This is a genomic window from Exiguobacterium sp. s194 (assembly GCF_018618275.1).
GTDB classification, from domain to species: Bacteria; Bacillota; Bacilli; order Exiguobacteriales; family Exiguobacteriaceae; genus Exiguobacterium; species Exiguobacterium chiriqhucha.
In genome coordinates, this window is sequence record NZ_JACSLT010000006.1 from 158,417 (window position 1) to 176,977 (window position 18,561).

The following is an 18,561-nucleotide window of genomic DNA, read 5'->3' on the forward strand; positions in this document are numbered from 1 at the left end:
GTTTAATGAACTTAAAAATTTTTGGAGGATAGCGTTCATGTTGCATTATAAAACGTACACATTAAGCGACGACCATCCTTGGGTCATCTTCATCCATGGCGCGGGTGGAAGTCTGTCGCATTGGTATCGTCAAATTCGGCCGTTCAAAAAGAAATATAACGTGCTCCTGCTCGACCTACGCGGACATGGCGGCTCTTACAACGCAGAACAGTCGTTGAATCAACCGCTGAACGCGTATACGCTCGATGTCGTTGTCGAAGACGTCGTCGAGGTCATGGACCACTTACAGATTGAAAAAGGCCACATGGTCGGCCTATCGCTCGGGACGATTGTCATTCAAGCGATGTTCGAGCACCATCCGGAACGAATCGCTTCAGTCGTGCTCGGCGGGGCCATCGTCAAGTTCAACGTCCGCTCGACGTTGTTGATTCGCCTCGGTAGTCTCGTACAGAGCTTCGTGCCGTACATGTGGCTATATCAGCTGTTCGCGTGGATTTTATTACCGAAGAAGCGTCATAAGAAATCACGCATGATGTTCGTCCGCGATGCGGCCAACCTGTGTCAGCGCGAGTTCATCCGCTGGTTCAAGATGACCGAGAATATGAATCCGTTGCTTCGTCATTTCTCTTCGATCGAGACGAACGTACCGATTCTCTATATTATGGGTGACGAGGACTACATGTTCCTCGAAGCCGTCGAACGGACCGCGAAACATCAGCCGACGGCACGCGTCCAAGTCGTCACTGACTCGGGCCATGTCGTGAATGTCGACCAACCCGATCATTTCAATTCAATCTCGATGGCATTCATCGATCAACAAGTCGGCTCTCTTGCAGCCAGCACGTCTTAATACGAGACGATCCTTCATTGGGTCGTCTTTCTTTTTGGACTGTTTTCAATTTTTTTCAAATAAATTTTCAGAAAATATTGATTATTGAAAAATATCGTGTTACTCTTAGACAAATCTTAACAAACGGAGGAGCTGGCAATGATGAAAACCCATGCGCAACACGGCCTACTGATTATTATTCGACTGAGGGACTGAAAATCGACTCGATGACCGAGACGAATTTTTGGGCCCTTGTTTCGATGGTTTCGGACGAGGCGCTCATGGTATGACCGACGCGCCTATCCCATCCGGATAGGTTTTTTTATTGGATTGACACACATAGAGGAGATGATGGAAGTGAAACAGTACGCAATGGACCGAATGATCAAAATATCAGCAGGAATGGCAAGCGCCGTCCTCGTCACGCTCGGGGTTGGACTCTTGATTGAAACGATTGGGAAGATGGCCGGCATCGAGACACTCGTCTTGATTGGGCAAGTCGCGAAATCATTGCTCGCCCCGGCACTCGGTGCCGGTGTCGCTTATCACCTCGGCGGCAATACGCTCATTTTGTTCAGCTCGATGATTGCGGCAACCGTCGGTGGTGCGGCGCTCCAAGCGACCGAGAGCGGGCTCGTCCTCGTGCCCGGTCAACCGATCAGCGCCTTGATTGCAGCAGCGGCTGCGGTATGGTTAGGCAAACGTGTCCTCGGGAAAACGAAATTTGATATGATGGTCGTCCCGGTCACGGCTGTCCTTGGAGGCGGCATCGTCGGAGTCGGTGCAGCAGCCGTCACGACACCGCTCATCAACTCAATCAGCGCCAGCATCACCGCTTCGGTCAATACGTCACCAATCGCGACATCACTCGTCATCGCGCTCGTATTTAGTGTCATGCTCATGTCACCTGCTTCATCGGCCGCACTCGCCATCGCGCTTCAACTCGACCCGGTCGCCAGTGCCGCCGCGTTGATCGGATGTACGGCCCAGTTCGTCGGCTTCACGCTCATGGCATATCGTCAAACAGATCCGGGCGGTTTGGTCGCCTCGTTCTTCGTCACACCGAAAGTCCAGTTCCCGAACGTCGTCAAAAACCCTCGCGTCGTCATGCCGCCTTTCATCGCGGCGATGATCAGCGCGCCGATTGCGACGCTCGTCTTCTCACTCGAAGTCCCTTATGAGATCGCGGGACTCGGGCTCAACTCATTGATTGCACCGCTTAACATCCTTGCCGCGCAAGGAATGGACGCGTTCCTCATCTTCGTTGGAACGGGAGTCGTCCTTCCAGCCGTCATCACGCTCGTCTTGTATAAAGTGACATGCCTCGTCGGTTGGACAAAGTTTGGCGACTTGGCTCTTGAAGTCCAGTAAACTCAAAAAAGGTGTCCACACGTGGTGGACACCTTTTTAAGTTATGCGCGAACTTCCGCACCGTGTGCCGCTTGAACGGCAGTGAGAATCGCTTCATACGACGCCGTCACTTCTTCATCTTGAAGGGTGCGGGTCGGATCTTGATACTTGAGCGAGAAGGCGATTGATTTCTCATCGTCCCTTACGTTCTCCCCGATATAGACATCGAACAAGGCGAGGTCAATCAAGAGCGGTCCTGCCGCCTGTTTGATGGTCGCTTCGACTTGACCGGCCGGGATGTCCCGTTTCAACACGAGCGCCAAATCACGTGTGATGGATGGGAAACGTGGTACGTCTTCATAGATGAGCTCGGCTGACTGTTGCAACACGTCCAAGTCGAGTTCGAACACGTACACTTCTTTCAATCCATACACGTCTTTCGACACACCTGGGTGGACTTGTCCGACGTAACCAATGACACGTCCGTCGATGAGCACGTTTGCGGTACGACCTGGGTGCATATCGGCAATCACGGCCGCCTCATACGTCGCTTCGACACGTAGCGCAGACAAGAGCGTCTCAACGGCTCCTTTAGCGACGAAATAGTCGACCGGGACACGCGTACCTTGTGAACGGTGATCGTACCAAAGTCCCGTCAATACGCCGGCGACGCGCTCCGTTTCACGTGGCAACGTCTCGCCTTGTTCAACATAGACGCGTCCTGTCTCATACAATCGCACGTTCGCTTGTTGTCGCGACGTATTGTAACGAGCCGCCTCCAACAGACCTGGAATGAGCGATGTCCGGAGTACCGAACGCTCTTCGCTCATCGGCATTGCCAAGTTCACTTGCGTCAAGTCGGCTCCACTGAAGCGTGAGGCGTTCCCGACGCTCGTAAGCGAGTACGTGATCGCTTGCGACAATCCTGCGCCTTGGAGGATGCGACGGACGCGACGGCGCAACACGTTTTCTTTCGGGAGGTAACCTTTCGAGTGTGACGCCGGAAGGCTCGACGGAAGACTGTCATAGCCATAGAGGCGTGCCACTTCTTCCGTGATGTCAGCCGGCAACTCCAAGTCAGGGCGACGCGACGGTACGTGGACCGTCAACGTCTCGTCCCCGGTCACATCGAGACCGAGACGTTCCAAGATGCGGACAATCGTCTCTTGCTCGAGGTCCATTCCGAGTCGATGGTTGATATAAGCGACCGAGACATCAATCGTCCGAGCCGCAGAGTCTTTGTCCCCAGCGATGACGATGTCGCTAATTGTGCCACCGCTCACTTCGACGATGAGTTCGGCCGCACGGTCAAGGGCCAATTGTAACCGTTCCGGGTCGACCCCTTTTTCAAAGCGGGCACTCGAATCCGAGCGTAAACCGAGCGTACGGCTCGTCTTACGGACCGATGCCGGTGCGAAGTAGGCCGACTCGAGGATGATACTCGACGTCGTCGCATCGACTTCGGTGTTCGCTCCCCCCATGACGCCAGCGATGGCGACCGGCTGCTCGCCGTTCGTGATGACCATCATCGAGGTATCGAGCGTTCGCGTCACGTCATCGAGCGTGACGATTTCTTCCCCGTCATACGCTTGGCGAACAGCAATCGTCGTTCCGAGTTTCGCCGTATCGAACGCATGAAGCGGTTGACCGAGCTCGAGCATGACGTAGTTCGTCACATCGACGACGTTGTTGATTGGGCGAACGCCTTCTGCAATCAAGATGTTTTTCAACCATTGCGGCGAGTCACCGATGACGACGCCGTCGACACGGCGTGTCGCATAGTACGGACAGTTATCTGTCTCGAGACGAACGCTGACCGTGTTCGCGACATCTGTCGTCACGTCGGCAGTCGGTAATGTGTATGGGCGCTCAAGGATGGCCGCGACTTCATGAATGATCCCGTAAAGGCTTAAGCAATCTGAACGGTTCGGTGTCAATCCGAGCTCGATCACTTCATCGTCGAGGTCTAACAGACGGATGATGTCCGCACCGACTTCGACCGGTTCGCGGAACGTGTGAATGCCATCCTGCTCGTCTTCACGAATTTGTTTCTTCTCGAACCCGAGTTCCTCGAGCGAGCAAATCATCCCTTGCGACTCGACGCCGCGCAGCTTCGCTTTCTTAATTTTAAGGCCTGGGAGACGAGCTCCGACCGTCGCCACGATGACGTGTTGACCAGCGGCGACGTTCGGCGCGCCACAGACGATTTGAACCGGGCTATCCGCACCGATATCGACCGTCGTCACGTTCAATTTGTCTGCCTCAGGATGCTTCTCGCAAGCGAGGACATGCCCGACGACGAGTCCCGACAAGCCTTCCGACCGGCTGACGACGCTCTCGACTTCAATCCCGTTTTTCGTGATTAAGTCACCGAGCGTTTGTCCGCTCAAATCGGATACGTCAATATATTGATTCAACCATTTTTTTGATAATAACATGTGTGATCCCCCTTAGAATTGCTCGATGAAGCGTAAGTCGTTTGTATAGAAGTGACGAATATCGTCCACCCCATGTTTTAACATCGCCATCCGTTCGACACCGATTCCGAATGCAAATCCGGACATCTTCGTCGAATCATAGCCTGCCATCTCAAGCACGCGTGGATGCACCATTCCGCCTCCGAGAATCTCAATCCAGCCTGTCTTCTTACAGACGTTGCAGCCTTTGCCGCCGCACTTGAAACAAGAGATATCGACTTCGACCGACGGCTCTGTGAACGGGAAGAAGCTCGGACGGAGACGAATCTCACGCGTCTCACCAAACAACTGTTTGACGAACACTTCGAGCGTGCCTTTCAAATCGGCCATCGAGATATGCTCATCGACGACGAGTCCTTCGATTTGCATGAACTGATGCGAATGTGTCGCGTCATCCTCATCACGACGGTATACTTTACCCGGGCAGATGATGCGAATCGGCTTCCCTTCTGCTTGGAGCATCGTCCGCGCCTGGACAGGCGACGTATGTGTCCGGAGGAGCGTCTCGTCTGTGATATAGAACGAATCCTGCATATCACGGGCCGGGTGATCTTTCGGGAGATTGAGCATCTCAAAATTGTATAAATCCGTCTCGACTTCCGGACCTTCGGCAATCGTATAGCCTAGACCGACGAACAAATCTTCCATCTCATTGACAATTTGTTGGAGCAAGTGGGTATGACCTGGCAGTGACGTCCGACCTGGGAGCGTGACATCAATCGTTTCAGCCGCCAGTTTCGCTTCGAGCTCGACTGCCTTCACTTCCTCAATCCGTGCCTCTAACGTGTCTTGGATTGTCGTCCGGACCGTGTTGACGAGTTCACCCACGACTGGTCGTTCTTCAGGTGAGAGTTTCCCCATCCCGCGAAGCACCTCGGTCATCGGCCCCTTTTTCCCTAAATATTTGATGCGGACATCGTTCAACTCTTTTTGCGAAGATGCCGCTTGAATCTCTTGCAACGCCTCTTGTTGTAATTGTTCCAACTGTTCTTTCATTCTTATTTCCTCCTCTACAAAAAAAGTCCCTTCAGTCGATGACTGAAGGGACGAATAATCGCGGTACCACCCTACTTGGCCGAAATCGGCCCACTTGAGAGCATCGGTATCGGGATGCTACTTCGGTGTTGTCTCCAACACGACTCGAGAGTGAATTCAGCGCCGCCCAAGGCATCGGCTCGCAGTCTCGGCCCATGCTCCCTGTACTCGTTCGGTAGTTCGCGTACTATGCTCTTTCAACGTCTATTCGATATTATGTTCGATGTAATTAACCTATCACGATTTGTCAGTGCTGACAAGGTTATTGTAGCGCAATCCGATACATGAGAATACCGGCCGCGACGGCCGCATTCAACGATTCGGCATCGCCGAGAACCGGGATATGGACACGCGTGTCACACAAGTCGAGCACGTCTTGATGTACGCCTTGTGCCTCGTTGCCGATGACGAGCGCGACCTTCTCACTAAAATCGACTTGCTCGTACGATGTCGCTTTCGCGAGAGCCGTGCCGTAAATCTGGAAGCCTTCGTTCTTCAATTCAGGCAACGTCTCGAGCAAATCGACCGAGCTCACGTTGACGTGGAACAAAGAACCTTGTGTCGCGCGCACGACTTTGGCATTGAACGGGTCGACCGTCCCTTTGCCGAGAAGGACCGTATCAAAGCCGGCCGCGTCCGCCGTCCGAATCATCGTCCCAAGGTTACCTGGGTCTTGGATGCGATCGAGGACGAGCACATGTTTCATCTTTCGTTCGACCGGGGCCATCTTGACGACAGCGAACACACCTTGCGTTTTCTCCGTCTCTGATAACAAATCGGCCACATGGTCGGATAGTTCGAGGACAGGCATCTCATCAAGGCGCCATGATCCTTTCGGGGTATACGACTCCCCCATAATCAGCTGGACGAGACGTCCGGCACGGATGGCCTCGTCGACCAAATGCTCGCCTTCGACCAAAAATTGTCCGGACTCTTGTCTGCCTTTTTTCGTCATCAAACGCTTTAAGCGCTTAATCGTCTCACTTTTCGTAGACGTGATTTTCGTCATATTATCCCTCTTTCAACCATTGAACCGTTTCGTGGTCGAGTCGTTTCGTGAGCGCTACGACCAAATCGACGGCTGCTTCATAATCTGCTTTGTGAATGATTGAGACATTCGTATGCAAATAACGGACCGGTACCGTGAGCGCGACGGCCGGCATCCCGACACCTGCCAAATGGAAGCGGCCAGCGTCCGTTCCACCGCCCGGCGTCAAATCCAATTGGTACTTGATGTCGTTCTCTTTCGCCACTTCGACGATCAAATCGATGAGGCGCGGGTTCGTGATGGTCGTCGCATCGAAGAAGATGACTTGAACGCCTTCCCCGAGTTTCGACAATCCTTCTGCCGGTGTCATCCCTGGTGTATCTCCAGGAATACCCGTATCGACGGCGATGGCGACGTCCGGTTTGACCAAGTTGGCAGCCGTGACGGCACCGCGCAACCCGACTTCTTCTTGGACCGTCGCTCCAGTAAAGACAACACCCGGAACTTCGTCGTCTTTCAATCGTTTCGCCGCCTCGATGGCGATGGCACAACCGATTCGGTTATCCCACGCTTTGGCCATCAAGAAGTCTTCATTTTTCATGACCGTGAACTCACAGTGTGGGACGACCGTATCGCCCGGGCGAATGCCCCACTCCGCGACTTGATCTTTCGACGTCGCACCGATATCGAGGAACATGTCTTTAATCTCGACAGGTTTCTTGCGCGCCTCGAGCGGAAGCACGTGCGGCGGTTTCGCACCGATGACTCCAGGGATTTTTTCGCCTGAGCGTGTGACGACGTCCATGCGTTGCGCGAGCAATACTTGGTTCCACCAGCCACCGAGCGCTTGGAAACGTAAGAAGCCCCCTTCTTCGATTCGTGTCACCATGAAGCCGACTTCATCCATATGGCCGGCAATCATGACACGCGGTCCATCCGCGTTGCCCGTCACCCGTCCAAACAGACTGCCTAACCCGTCTTGTTCGAACGCTTCCACGTGAGGCTCCAAGTATTCGCGCATCAATGAGCGGACTTCTCCTTCATTTCCCGGGACACCGGTGGCATCCGTCAAGCGTTTCAGCATATGTAATGATTCGTTCATGGGACATCGCTCCTTCGTTTCGATTAGTAACCTTGATTTTGTCGCTCATGGTTCTTTTCATTTTTTGCCATATACGCCATCACCATCAACTCTTCGTTGATGCCGAGCGTATAGCCAAGTTCGAGATAAGCCGCCATCAGCGTCTCGTACATCGGTTCCGTCTTCGACAAACCAAAGTTCGTCACTTTGCGGAACACGTCTAAAAAAGCGTCAGTCGCATCAAGATACGAGCTACCTGCTGGGAACGAATCGCGTTCATACCCGAGGGCAAGACCGAGCGACAATAAGAAATGAATGCCGTCGACATACTCTTCTAAGATCACGTCTTGAGGCGACGGGCCCTTCGTTGACCAAAATTTAAAGCTACGGGTCTCATTGGCGAGTTCACCGAGTTCGACGAGCAAAGCGAGTAGCCGCTCATCAAATTGGTTCCCGGATAGTTGATGTTCTTCTTTGATCCGCTCATCTAATTCACGCTGCCGATCAAATAATGTTGTCCAGTTCACCGGTTGCTCCTCCTATTCTGCATTCAAAGCAGTACTAAAATCATTAAAGACCAGCCGACTGCCAAAATCAATACTTGTATTTGAACGCTTTTTGGGGCATGAACCGCCTTTTTCCGCGTCAAATGAAGCCCGAACAGAGCACCGATCGCACCGCCGGCATAAGCATATAAGACGTTGAAATCACCTTCGCCGAGCGTGTACCGTTTCGCCTGCAAATAGGTGTAGACGTTCAAGACGATGAGTGCCAACGCGACGATGGCCAAAACAGATGGATTCATAGTCCGCCCTCCTTATCTTAAGTTTAAGGAATAAATCAGAAAAAAGAAAGCGCCGAGATAAGGTCTCGGCGCTGTCGATTGAACGATTACGCGTTCAATTTTGATTTAGCTGTATCAGCAAGTGACGCGAATGCCTGTGCATCTGTCACAGCAAGCTCAGCAAGCATCTTACGGTTGATGTCGATTCCTGCAAGCTTGAGGCCGTGCATCATACGGCTGTATGAAAGACCGTTTGTGCGTGCTGCCGCATTGATACGTGTGATCCAAAGACGACGGAAATCACGTTTCTTTTGACGACGGTCACGGTAAGCGTACATGAGTGACTTCATGACTTGTTGTTTTGCTACTTTAAATAGAATGTGTTTCGAGCCAAAATAACCTTTGGCAAGCTTGATTTGCTTTTTACGACGTTGACGAGTCGTATAACCGCCTTTTACGCGTGGCATATGGTTTCCCTCCTAAATTCTTTCTGTATTACTTCGCGATCATGTTGCGAATGCGTTTGAAGTCTCCAGCTGAGACGATAGCACCTTTACGGAGCTTACGTTTCGCTTTAGTCGATTTGTTACCAAACAAGTGACTTGTGTAAGCGTGTGAACGCTTGAGTTTACCTGATGCAGTACGTTTGAAACGTTTAGAAGCACCACGGTGCGATTTCATTTTCGGCATGAGTATTTCCTCCCCACTATGACTCGATGATTAATCTTCTTTCTTCGGAGCCAGCACTAAGAACATGCTGCGTCCTTCCATCTTCGGCTTTTGCTCAACTGTTGCCAAGTCGGCACATTCCGCCGCCAATTTCTCCATGACGCGTCGGCCGATTTCCGAGTGTGTGATGGCGCGTCCGCGGAAACGGATCGACGCTTTCACTTTGTTACCATTTTCAAGGAATTTGCGAGCGTTACGCAATTTCGTTTGGAAATCGTTTTCCTCGATTGTCGGGCTGAGGCGCACTTCTTTCAATTGGATGACTTTTTGGTTTTTACGCGCTTCTTTCTCCTTTTTCTGGAGTTCGAAACGGTATTTCCCATAGTCCATAATTTTAGCGACCGGTGGGTTAGCTTTATCGGCGACCAAGACGAGATCGAGTTCAGCCTCTTCTGCTAAACGTAATGCTTCATTACGCGATTGCACACCGAGTTGTGCACCGTCCGCTCCAATTAAGCGAACTTCACGGGCACGAATGTTTTCGTTGATAAAGAGCTCTTTGCTAATGGTTAGCACCTCCATCGTGCGGTTGCACGAGTTTTAGATTGATAAGACAACATGGCAATAAAAAAAGCGTCGGCAGTTTCCCGCCCACACATCATTTCGGAGACAGTAGAGACCAAGGCTCGACTGCTTCACGTACATGATGGACCTGACCGAATCTGTTCGGACGAGGTGAGAAGCGGGCGCTTCTGCTTTGTTGTATTTAATCACTATGTCATCTTAACACCAATAGGATTAAGATGTCAAGAATTCGCGCATGAATAATTGGTAGCTCACACTTTTATGATGATAACAGTCATTTCGCTGTTTCGCAATACCTTTTCCAAGGGAATAAAATAAAAAAGGAGGGATGGACCGTGTCTTGGAGAAAGCAAGTGAAAGGCGACCATGATTATCACGACCAAATCAAACACATCGTACAAGAGACGATGCGCCACCATGAGGTGAGTGATGCCAAGCTCGAAGCGATTTTGACGGACTTATTAGAAGAAATGAACCGAATCACGTTGAAGATTGTCGACGACCATGAGTCCGCTCGCGACTATATCCATAAACGATGGTATTGAAAAAGGGCGCTCGCCCTTTTTTCAATACCATCTGTCACGTGGTCAACGTCGATCAATTCGTTAATGATTTGAAGAAGTTGCTGAGTGCTTCGAACAAGCGGGCGAAGAAACCTTGAACTTCCTCGGTCTCGAGGAACGCCTGGACGTCTTGTCCGGCCCCTTGTAGCCCGTTGCTGATCGCTCCCCAGTCCAGGTTCGCTTGCTGCATGTTCTCGAACAGCGTCGTCAATTGCGTCAACTGCGTATCAGACAATTGGACGTTGTTTTGATTCAACACTTGGATGACGATATCGCGAATCTCGATGTTCGTCTCCGGTGCCTTGTTCGCAATCTCAGCTTTAATCTCGTTCATGAGACCGGCCACATCTTCTTGACCAACTGTCTTCCCGATTTCAGACGTGACAGCCAGTTCTTCCTGCGCCAAGTCTTTCCGCTCTTCGGACAATTGAATGCCTGTCTCTTCCGCTGTCTGATCGTACGCTTTCATGATGCCCGTCAAGGCCGACGTCCCGGTGACACGAATCGGAGATGTGATGTATATGTCGGCATCGGTGACACCGGCGGTCACGAGCGCGTTCGCATACATATCTTCGGTGACCCATGTCACGTTTTCCGTTTTGATATCGAGTCCAGTCCCGTCAGTCAGTTTGATACGGGCTGATGAATACATACCCCCGCCGCGTTGTGCTTGTGGGACGGCATCCCCTAAGTACTTATCTTCATCGGCCGCGGTCGTGATGATCGGTTCAATTCCAGCCGGTGCCTCAACTCGTTCGAGCACCCAATCCCGTTGGCTGGCTGATAATGATTCACCGAGTGTGACAATCGTGTCATCGACGATGGCTTCTGCGTTTACTTTTGGAATCATGCTTGTCGCGACGACCGAACCGATCGTCAACGCCACTAATGGTTTCATATAATTCAAAATGAATCACTCCTTTCTTCTACCTTACGTTTCCATCATCCGTTCCGCATCCGTCTTGAGACCGAAAAAACGACCACCCTTCCGGCGAAGGATGGTCGACCGATTAACGTGAACGGTTCGCGATTTCTTCTGTGAGGGATGCCAAGAACGCATCGAGTGTGGCCGATACTTGTTCTTGCTGTCCATAGCGGCGGATGTTGACCGCACGCTCATCGCGCTCTTTATCACCGAGGACGAGTGTCATCGGGATTTTCTTCATCTGTGCTTCTCGGATCTTATAGCCGAGCTTCTCGTCACGGAGGTCCGTTTCGACACGGACACCGCGCTTGACGAGCTCTGCCTTCACTTCTGCGACATATTCGTCGTGAACGTGCGAGACAGGAATCAATTTGACTTGAACCGGGGCGAGCCATGTCGGGAACGCTCCTTTATACTCTTCGATCAAGTAAGCGACGAAACGCTCCATCGTCGAGACGACACCACGGTGAAGGACGATCGGGCGATGGTCTTTGCCGTCTGGTCCTGTGTACGTCAAGTCGAATCGCTCAGGGAGCAAGAAGTCGAGTTGGACCGTCGACAACGTCTCTTCTTTGCCGAGCGCTGTGCGGACTTGGACGTCAAGCTTCGGTCCGTAGAACGCCGCTTCGCCTTCCGCTTCGAAATACGGGAGACCGAGCTCATCCATCGTCTCTTTCAATTGACGTTGGGCTGTTTCCCAAATCGCATCGTTGTCGAAGTACTTCTCTTTATCGGCCGGGTCACGGTACGACAAGCGGAAGCGATAATCCTTGATGCCAAAGTCAGCGTACACTTCTTGAATCAAATGGACGATATCTTTGAACTCTTGTTTCATCTGCTCCGGTGTGACGAACGTATGCCCGTCGTTTAACACCATGTAACGGACGCGTTGGAGGCCTGTGAGCGCCCCTGACATCTCGTAACGGTGCATACCGCCGAGCTCGGCGATACGAAGCGGGAGTTCGCGGTATGAGCGCGGCTCATGTTTATAGATCGTCATGTGGTGCGGACAGTTCATCGGACGAAGGACGAGTTCTTCGTTGTCCATCTCCATTTTCGGGAACATATCGTCTTGATAGTGATCCCAGTGCCCCGATGTCTTATACAGGTCGACCGAACCGAGGACCGGTGTGTAGACGTGCTGATACCCGAGTTCGAGCTCTTTGTCGACGATATAACGTTCGACCGTACGACGAATCGAGGCACCTTTCGGAAGCCACATCGGCAAACCTTGGCCGACTTCTTGCGACACGAAGAAGAGATCGAGTTCTTTCCCGAGCTTGCGGTGATCGCGCTCTTTCGCTTCTTCCAATAGACGCAGGTGCTCCGCGAGTTGTTCTTTCGTCGCGAACGCCGTTCCGTAAATCCGCTGGAGCATTTTGTTGTCCGAGTCGCCGCGCCAGTAAGCACCGGCCACACTCATCAACTTGAACACTTTCAATTTCGATGTCGACGGGACGTGCGGTCCGCGGCACAAGTCGAAGAATTCGCCTTGATGGTAAATCGTGAGCGTCTCGCTCGCCGGGATATCTTCAATCAATTCGATTTTGAGTGGGTCCCCGAGCTGTTTGTAGCGCTCGAGCGCTTCGTCGCGCGAGACGACTTCGCGTGTGATGTCCAAGTTCTCGTCGACGATTCGTTTCATCATCTTCTCGATTTCTGGAAGGTCTTCCTCGTTGATGCGGCGATCCATCTCGATGTCGTAATAGAACCCGTTCTCGATTGTCGGTCCGATGCCGAGGTAGATGCTACCTTCTTCGCCGTACAACCGTTTGATGGCTTGGGCCATCAAGTGGGCTGACGAGTGGCGCATCAAATCGATGCCGTCTTCTGAGTCGGGCATGACGAGCTCGATTTTACCGTCGTGTTCAATCGGACGACGGTAATCGATCATCTCACCATCGATTTTGGCGGCGATTGCTTTTTTACGAAGTCCTGGACTGATTGAACCCGCTACTTCTTCTGCTGTGATGCCGGCCTCAAACTCCTTGACGGCCCCATCTGGAAATGTCAATTGAATCATGTGTCAACTTCCCCTCTCTACATTTAAAAGAAAATAAAAAAAGCCCATCCCTATGAAAGGGACGAGCTTTGATTCTCGTGGTACCACCCTCGTTCCCAAGCGATCCGCTTGGCTCGAACACACGATAACGAGTGTGAATCGCCGCACGATTGACCCGTACGGTGCTCTGAGGGAGTAAGGCGATCGGCGTGTTTAGGAAGCTCTCACCAGCCTTCCCTCGCTTTGAAACCCGTTACGACGTCTCATGTCCTCTTCAATGCATCGGTTATATGCTTATTAGTATAGTCAACTCGTTCCAGAAATACAATCCCTTTACCGCCGTCGATTCTCACCTTTTAACTCGATTTGCGTCGTCGTCGTCGAGATGCGTTGCATGAGCCGCTGCGCCTTCATTTTGTTCTGTGGCGAACCGTCGATCGAGAAGTGGGTCTCGAGCTCTTCTCCGCTGAAGTTCGAGCTGTAAAGCGTCGGCAAGCGATGCATCATGCGATACTGCAAGATGATCCCGAACAGTTCATCCCGTACCCACGGACTGATCGCCTCGGCCCCGATGTCATCAATCAATAGCACCGGCACGTGTTGGAATGACGTCAAAAACGAATCGAACGAGTCGGTCCGGATTTTCCGTTTCGCTTCCGAGACGAATCCCGGGGCGTGGACAAGGATCGTCTCGATGTCCGCCACTTTCAGTTCGTTGGCGATCGCCGCGAGCAAGTACGTCTTCCCGACGCCGAAGCTACCGTGAAGGTATAAACCGTTCACTTTTTGGCGGGTCTTCATGCCTGAGACGAACCGCATCGATTCACGGAGTGCGATTTTACGGGCGTCATCGGACCAGTCGAACGATTCAAAGCTCGCCTCTCGCACTTCTTCCGGCAAGAATAGGCTCTTGAACTTCCGGTCCATCTCTTTTTGGCGCCGTGCTTGACGATGCTTCACCGTCTCTTCATAACGGATTGCGATTTGACCGAGGTCGACATAGAGCACTGGCTGATGGCCCGGGATGACGGCTTGCTCCTCGATGAGCTTCTTACCGTCCATCTGTTCCGCATATTCACTGAGCTTCGTAAAGCCGACCTCGACCGCCGTCTCGTCTAACTCCGGATGTGCCTTTAAAAAAGCGACGACTTCTGGATGTTCGAGGGTGCGCCGGCGAATCGATTCGTACGCTTCCCGCACTTCTTTCCGGTTCATCATTTGGGCGAGCGTTTGATTGATGCGTTCCATGTCCCTCATCCTTTCTCTTTCAATTCATTCAACAGCTTAACGAGTTCCGCGTCGTCTGGGACCGATGCCTCGAGCTCTTGTTTTCGTTTTTGATCGTACGTCCGTTGCTCTTTCGCCTCGTCTTCGAGCCATTTTGGCATCTCGGTCTTGTCTTTGCGTCTCGAGCCGACGGTCGTCCGCTGTTGCACGTTCTCCCGTTTCTGCTGTTTCTTCTCGATGAGCGCATCTTGTGTCGCTTCTTGTTCCAACGCGTCTTTGGCGTTTAAATAGCCCGCCGTCTTCCAACTCGTCGCGATCCGCATGACATAGTTCTCACTGAGCCGCGTCTGCTTCTTCACTTCGATACAGTAATAGAACAATGCATTGATGACACTTGGCGCGAGCCCGAGCGTATCGACGAGATCGATAATGAGTTGCTCGTCACTCTTCGACAGTTGTGGCGTCTTCCGTAACGTCGACACGTATTGATGCGGATGCGCTTCTTCCATGACCGTCACGTCATGCAAATCACCGATTTCTGCTTTTACCGTCTCGTCCGACTTCACTTTCCGATGGCGCGTTTGTTTCTTCTTCAACTGCAACACCATTTGGCGGCAGCCGTCGCGTTTCTCTTGCTCGCTGAGTGGTAGATACGCCTCGTGGACGAAATACTCCTTCAACATCTCGGCCATCGTCTCTTCATCGATTTGTGAGACGTAGGCAAGCTTCGTGATTGTCTCATCGAGCTTCTTCGTAAAGAAGCCGACGGGGAAGTTCGTCAGTTTTTTGACGATTTCCATATCGAACGTATAGTTGATCTCGATTTTTGCGCGGTCAGGTTTCTCGTAGTTCTTTTGGGTGAACGCCATATGATTGACGCCTTTGACGTCGAACACTTCATTAAAGTCTTTCGTCACCTCGATAATCCCGGCCGGCAATGGATCGATCGTGAATCGTCCTTGTAACTGTTTAAAGCGAACTTCCCCGACTTTATAGAAGAGAAAACTCGACAACAGTCCGTCGTTCAAGAACGTATGGGGTGCGAGCGGGACACGCAGTTGATATACGTACTGGGTCAAACGCTCATCTTTCGTCTTATACGTCCGGACGAGACCGATCGCCTCGAGCCGGAACAGACAGTCCGTCAGCTCGTTAATCGAGTAATCGAGCATTTCACAGAGCGCGCTGTGCGACATATAATTCGATTTCATCTTCCCGGGCTTCAGCTCGCTCCAAAGCGTCTGATACATCGCAAGTGCCTTCACACCGATGACCGGCTGATATAAGTGGTACAACGACTGATACGACTCGCGATCGATGAGCCCAGTGCTCATAATCAACAGTTCGTCAGTCCCGTACAAGATTCGTTCTTTTTCCATGATAGGTCTCCCCTGAAAAAAGGCGACCAGCAGGCCGCCACTCTAGTTGGTCGATTTTTCTTGCTTCATTAAATCTTCAAGTTCTTTAAAGAACACAGAGATATCTTTGAACTGGCGATAGACGGACGCGAAGCGGACGTAGGCCACTTCATCGACACGTGCCAATTCATTCATCACGAGCTCACCGACTTGCTCACTCGGAATCTCGGACTGACCGAGCGCGCGTAACTGTTGTTCGACTTTCGTGACCACGCCTTCGAGTTGCTCTAGCGTGACCGGTCGTTTCTCACACGCCCGAATAATCCCGCGAAGTACTTTCTCCCGGCTGAACTCTTCCCGATTCCCGTCTTTTTTAACGATGATGAGCGGGGTCTGTTCGACCGTTTCAAACGTGGTGAAGCGATAGCCGCACTCCTCGCATTCGCGACGGCGACGAATCGAATAGAAATCTTGTACTGGTCGGGAGTCGAGCACTCTCGTTCCATTATGATCGCATTTAGGACAACGCATGCTCAGCCCTCCTTATCGTTCGACAGATTGATTCCCGATGGCGCGGAGCGGGAACTTCACTTGCAGCGCCTCATAGTATGTGGTAACGATTTGACCAAGGTCCGGCCCGAGCATCTGGTCACGGTTCAACGTGAAGTCGACAGCCGTGCGTCCGCCATCCACTTGAATGACTGTCGCCAGTGCATCCCAGCCATCGCCATTAAACGCCACTTCGCCCCGGTCTGGATCGACACGGCGAACCGTTTGTCCTTCTGTTTGAATCCGATCGCGGAGCCACGTGAGCACGGCGGTCGGCGAAGCCGCCACATAACGTGTGCGCAGCGCCTCATTTTTATGCGAATCGTCCGTCTGGACATGTGTTTGAAACTTATCCAATAATCCCATTATCCACCTCGACACCTTATTTATATAGGTTAAGCATATCAAAATTAAGCGGTTAACAAAACAATTAAAAGGGCTGACCGAAATTCGGCCAGCCTCAAAAGGTCAATCTGATTATTTGCTGATTGCAACTTGTGCTTCCGGAACACGAATCGGTCCCATTCCGCGATCAAGTTTCACATCCTCACGAACTTTTGCTTCCAAGCCTTCCGCGATGTACTGCGAAGCTGTGGCCGGATCGATTCGGTCCCCACATGTGAACACATCGACTGATGCGTAGCCATGCTCTGGGAAACTGTGAATCGTTAAGTGTGATTCTGAGATGATAACGACTCCACTTACACCGTGTGGCGCAAATTTGTGGAAAGCGACTTCGCGGACTTCAGCGCCCGAACGAAGTGCTGCATCGACGAACAAGCGCTCGATGTAGTCGATATCGTTCAATTTGTCGGGATTGCACTCCCAAAGTTCTGTAATAATGTGACGTCCCATAGTATCCATATTAGTGGATCCCCCTTTACATCAATGGTCTCAAAGTAGTTGATGATCACTCACTTTGTGCCTGAATCGCCCACAACCACGGGGGCAAGTTAGTCCTAAGAGGTCCTAACCCTTTAAGTTGCGTTTGTCAGACCAATTGAAGTTCACGAGTTAGAGTGTATCGCGTTTGGGACGTCGATACAAGACATTTGTTTCAATTCTTTAAAAATATTTTTGTGTAAATATATTTTTTCAGACGTGGGTTTCTTGTTGTCCGATTTGTAAGTAGCTCGCGACCATGTCCAACAAGTCGACGACACGGCACGAATAGCCCCATTCGTTATCGTACCAAGCGAGTACTTTGACGTGATTGCCCCCGAGCACCATCGTCGAATCGGCATCGATAATCGATGAACGTTCATCCCCGTTGAAGTCGATGGAGACGAGCGGTTCGTTCGAGACACCGAGAATACCCGTCATCTCTCCATGTGCGGCACGCTCGAACGCCTGATTCACTTCATCGACCGTCACGTCACGGTGCAACTCGACGACGAGGTCGACGAGTGAGACGTTCGGTGTCGGTACGCGAAGTGCCATCCCGTTCAACTTCCCTTGCAATTCAGGCAAGACGAGTCCGATGGCTTTGGCAGCCCCAGTCGAAGTCGGTATAATGGAACTACCACAAGCGCGAGCGCGCCGTAGGTCTTTATGCGGATTGTCGATATTGTTTTGATCATTCGTATAGGCATGCACGGTCGTGACGAGCCCCGTCTCGATTCCGAACGTCGAGTCCAATACTTTAACGACCGGACCGAGGCAGTTCGTCGTGCACGAGGCGTTCGAAATGACGTGATCGTGCTCAGGTAAATAATCACGATCGTTTACCCCCATGACAATCGTCCGCAGCTCCCCTTTTCCTGGTGCCGTCAAAATAACTTTCTTCGCACCGGCCGTCAAATGTTTTTTCGCCCCGACATCTGAATTGAATTTACCAGTCGCCTCGATGACGATTTCAACCCCGAGCTCATTCCACGGCAACCGCTCCGGATCACGCTCGGAGACGAGCATGATTCGCTTCCCATCAACTTCAAGCGCATCCCCATGCGCCCGGACCGTGAGTGTGAACGGTCCGTGGACCGTGTCGTGCTTAATCAAGTGGGCGAGCGTCTCCGCCGGATAACTCGCATTGATGGCGACAACGTCGTGACGCCCTTCGAGCATCAATTTTCGGAATACCATTCTACCGATTCGACCAAATCCATTGATTGCAACTTTCGTCCCCATGTAAAGTCCCCC

20 protein-coding genes are annotated in these 18,561 nt (G+C 51.8%); 3 read left to right on the top strand and 17 right to left on the bottom strand.

The genetic code is table 11. The annotated features are described in order from the left end of the window. The first annotated feature begins 37 nt into the window (after window positions 1-37). Window positions 38-850: an alpha/beta fold hydrolase gene (locus tag KNP85_RS09255; RefSeq protein ID WP_021065650.1), complete on the top strand. Its 813-nt coding sequence runs from the start codon at window positions 38-40 to the stop codon at window positions 848-850. 327 nt (window positions 851-1,177) lie between these two features. Further along, complete coding sequence (locus KNP85_RS09260; RefSeq protein ID WP_214802844.1) at window positions 1,178-2,200, top strand: PTS sugar transporter subunit IIC; 1,023 nt, start codon at window positions 1,178-1,180, stop codon at window positions 2,198-2,200. A gap of 41 nt (window positions 2,201-2,241) precedes the next feature. Here KNP85_RS09260 and pheT read toward each other — a convergent pair whose 3' ends face one another. From pheT to infC, 9 genes are all read right to left on the bottom strand, one after another. Continuing rightward, a complete protein-coding gene (gene pheT, locus KNP85_RS09265) occupies window positions 2,242-4,617 on the bottom strand; it encodes a phenylalanine--tRNA ligase subunit beta (RefSeq protein WP_214802775.1) in 2,376 nt (791 codons plus the stop codon). A gap of 12 nt (window positions 4,618-4,629) precedes the next feature. Beyond that, window positions 4,630-5,652 carry a phenylalanine--tRNA ligase subunit alpha gene (pheS, locus tag KNP85_RS09270; protein WP_214802778.1) on the bottom strand — a complete coding sequence of 341 codons (1,023 nt, stop codon included), beginning with the start codon at window positions 5,650-5,652 and terminating at the stop codon, window positions 4,630-4,632. 301 nt (window positions 5,653-5,953) lie between these two features. Next, window positions 5,954-6,700 carry a TrmH family RNA methyltransferase gene (locus KNP85_RS09275; protein ID WP_029595196.1) on the bottom strand — a complete coding sequence of 249 codons (747 nt, stop codon included), beginning with the start codon at window positions 6,698-6,700 and terminating at the stop codon, window positions 5,954-5,956. Between the two features lies 1 nt (window position 6,701). Beyond that, complete coding sequence (locus KNP85_RS09280; protein ID WP_021065645.1) at window positions 6,702-7,781, bottom strand: M42 family metallopeptidase; 1,080 nt, start codon at window positions 7,779-7,781, stop codon at window positions 6,702-6,704. Window positions 7,782-7,804: 23 nt separating this feature from the next. After that, a complete protein-coding gene (locus KNP85_RS09285; protein WP_029595195.1) occupies window positions 7,805-8,287 on the bottom strand; it encodes a dUTP diphosphatase in 483 nt (160 codons plus the stop codon). Window positions 8,288-8,310: 23 nt separating this feature from the next. After that, the gene (locus tag KNP85_RS09290) at window positions 8,311-8,565 is read right to left on the bottom strand and encodes a hypothetical protein (protein WP_021065643.1); all 255 of its coding nucleotides are present in this window, start codon (window positions 8,563-8,565) and stop codon (window positions 8,311-8,313) included. A gap of 86 nt (window positions 8,566-8,651) precedes the next feature. Next, complete coding sequence (rplT, locus tag KNP85_RS09295; RefSeq protein WP_021065642.1) at window positions 8,652-9,011, bottom strand: 50S ribosomal protein L20; 360 nt, start codon at window positions 9,009-9,011, stop codon at window positions 8,652-8,654. 28 nt (window positions 9,012-9,039) lie between these two features. Then, the gene (gene rpmI, locus KNP85_RS09300; RefSeq protein ID WP_021065641.1) at window positions 9,040-9,234 is read right to left on the bottom strand and encodes a 50S ribosomal protein L35; all 195 of its coding nucleotides are present in this window, start codon (window positions 9,232-9,234) and stop codon (window positions 9,040-9,042) included. Window positions 9,235-9,264: 30 nt separating this feature from the next. Further along, entirely contained in the window at window positions 9,265-9,795 is a 531-nt protein-coding gene (infC, locus tag KNP85_RS09305; RefSeq protein ID WP_021065640.1) for a translation initiation factor IF-3, read from the bottom strand. 338 nt (window positions 9,796-10,133) lie between these two features. Between infC and KNP85_RS09310 the strand changes: the two genes are divergently transcribed. Then, complete coding sequence (locus tag KNP85_RS09310) at window positions 10,134-10,343, top strand: hypothetical protein (protein WP_214714593.1); 210 nt, start codon at window positions 10,134-10,136, stop codon at window positions 10,341-10,343. Between the two features lie 52 nt (window positions 10,344-10,395). On the opposite strand, the gene KNP85_RS09315 is transcribed toward KNP85_RS09310, so the two are convergent. The 8 genes from KNP85_RS09315 to KNP85_RS09350 all read right to left on the bottom strand — a co-directional run bounded on the left by KNP85_RS09315 (window position 10,396) and on the right by KNP85_RS09350 (window position 18,549). After that, window positions 10,396-11,259 (bottom strand): DUF1002 domain-containing protein, encoded by an 864-nt coding sequence (locus tag KNP85_RS09315; protein ID WP_031199847.1) that lies wholly within the window; start codon window positions 11,257-11,259, stop codon window positions 10,396-10,398. 112 nt (window positions 11,260-11,371) lie between these two features. Next, entirely contained in the window at window positions 11,372-13,309 is a 1,938-nt protein-coding gene (gene thrS, locus KNP85_RS09320; protein WP_214714591.1) for a threonine--tRNA ligase, read from the bottom strand. Window positions 13,310-13,621: 312 nt separating this feature from the next. Beyond that, window positions 13,622-14,536 (bottom strand): primosomal protein DnaI, encoded by a 915-nt coding sequence (gene dnaI / locus KNP85_RS09325; RefSeq protein ID WP_029595191.1) that lies wholly within the window; start codon window positions 14,534-14,536, stop codon window positions 13,622-13,624. Window positions 14,537-14,541: 5 nt separating this feature from the next. Beyond that, window positions 14,542-15,894, bottom strand: a complete 1,353-nt coding sequence (locus KNP85_RS09330; RefSeq protein WP_021065635.1) for a DnaD domain protein — start codon at window positions 15,892-15,894, stop codon at window positions 14,542-14,544. A gap of 42 nt (window positions 15,895-15,936) precedes the next feature. After that, complete coding sequence (gene nrdR, locus KNP85_RS09335) at window positions 15,937-16,404, bottom strand: transcriptional regulator NrdR (RefSeq protein ID WP_021065634.1); 468 nt, start codon at window positions 16,402-16,404, stop codon at window positions 15,937-15,939. Between the two features lie 12 nt (window positions 16,405-16,416). Next, window positions 16,417-16,788 (bottom strand): hypothetical protein, encoded by a 372-nt coding sequence (locus KNP85_RS09340; protein ID WP_214714589.1) that lies wholly within the window; start codon window positions 16,786-16,788, stop codon window positions 16,417-16,419. Window positions 16,789-16,899: 111 nt separating this feature from the next. Continuing rightward, entirely contained in the window at window positions 16,900-17,286 is a 387-nt protein-coding gene (gene speD / locus KNP85_RS09345; RefSeq protein WP_029595188.1) for an adenosylmethionine decarboxylase, read from the bottom strand. A gap of 231 nt (window positions 17,287-17,517) precedes the next feature. After that, window positions 17,518-18,549 (bottom strand): glyceraldehyde-3-phosphate dehydrogenase, encoded by a 1,032-nt coding sequence (locus tag KNP85_RS09350; RefSeq protein ID WP_058763986.1) that lies wholly within the window; start codon window positions 18,547-18,549, stop codon window positions 17,518-17,520. Window positions 18,550-18,561: the final 12 nt, after the last annotated feature.

What these genes read in the sequence shown, in the direction of transcription:
- pheS (WP_214802778.1), bottom strand. Translation starts at nt 5,652, where the DNA reads ATGAAAGAACAGTTGGAACAATTACAACAAGAGGCGTTGCAAGAGATT.
- KNP85_RS09315 (WP_031199847.1), bottom strand. Translation starts at nt 11,259, where the DNA reads ATGAAACCATTAGTGGCGTTGACGATCGGTTCGGTCGTCGCGACAAGC.
- KNP85_RS09260 (WP_214802844.1), top strand. Translation starts at nt 1,178, where the DNA reads ATGATGGAAGTGAAACAGTACGCAATGGACCGAATGATCAAAATATCA.
- thrS (WP_214714591.1), bottom strand. Translation starts at nt 13,309, where the DNA reads ATGATTCAATTGACATTTCCAGATGGGGCCGTCAAGGAGTTTGAGGCC.
- KNP85_RS09290 (WP_021065643.1), bottom strand. Translation starts at nt 8,565, where the DNA reads ATGAATCCATCTGTTTTGGCCATCGTCGCGTTGGCACTCATCGTCTTG.
- KNP85_RS09350 (WP_058763986.1), bottom strand. Translation starts at nt 18,549, where the DNA reads ATGGGGACGAAAGTTGCAATCAATGGATTTGGTCGAATCGGTAGAATG.
- infC (WP_021065640.1), bottom strand. Translation starts at nt 9,795, where the DNA reads ATGGAGGTGCTAACCATTAGCAAAGAGCTCTTTATCAACGAAAACATT.
- KNP85_RS09255 (WP_021065650.1), top strand. Translation starts at nt 38, where the DNA reads ATGTTGCATTATAAAACGTACACATTAAGCGACGACCATCCTTGGGTC.
- KNP85_RS09280 (WP_021065645.1), bottom strand. Translation starts at nt 7,781, where the DNA reads ATGAACGAATCATTACATATGCTGAAACGCTTGACGGATGCCACCGGT.
- KNP85_RS09330 (WP_021065635.1), bottom strand. Translation starts at nt 15,894, where the DNA reads ATGGAAAAAGAACGAATCTTGTACGGGACTGACGAACTGTTGATTATG.
- dnaI (WP_029595191.1), bottom strand. Translation starts at nt 14,536, where the DNA reads ATGGAACGCATCAATCAAACGCTCGCCCAAATGATGAACCGGAAAGAA.
- nrdR (WP_021065634.1), bottom strand. Translation starts at nt 16,404, where the DNA reads ATGCGTTGTCCTAAATGCGATCATAATGGAACGAGAGTGCTCGACTCC.
- KNP85_RS09340 (WP_214714589.1), bottom strand. Translation starts at nt 16,788, where the DNA reads ATGGGATTATTGGATAAGTTTCAAACACATGTCCAGACGGACGATTCG.
- rplT (WP_021065642.1), bottom strand. Translation starts at nt 9,011, where the DNA reads ATGCCACGCGTAAAAGGCGGTTATACGACTCGTCAACGTCGTAAAAAG.
- speD (WP_029595188.1), bottom strand. Translation starts at nt 17,286, where the DNA reads ATGGATACTATGGGACGTCACATTATTACAGAACTTTGGGAGTGCAAT.
- rpmI (WP_021065641.1), bottom strand. Translation starts at nt 9,234, where the DNA reads ATGCCGAAAATGAAATCGCACCGTGGTGCTTCTAAACGTTTCAAACGT.
- pheT (WP_214802775.1), bottom strand. Translation starts at nt 4,617, where the DNA reads ATGTTATTATCAAAAAAATGGTTGAATCAATATATTGACGTATCCGAT.
- KNP85_RS09275 (WP_029595196.1), bottom strand. Translation starts at nt 6,700, where the DNA reads ATGACGAAAATCACGTCTACGAAAAGTGAGACGATTAAGCGCTTAAAG.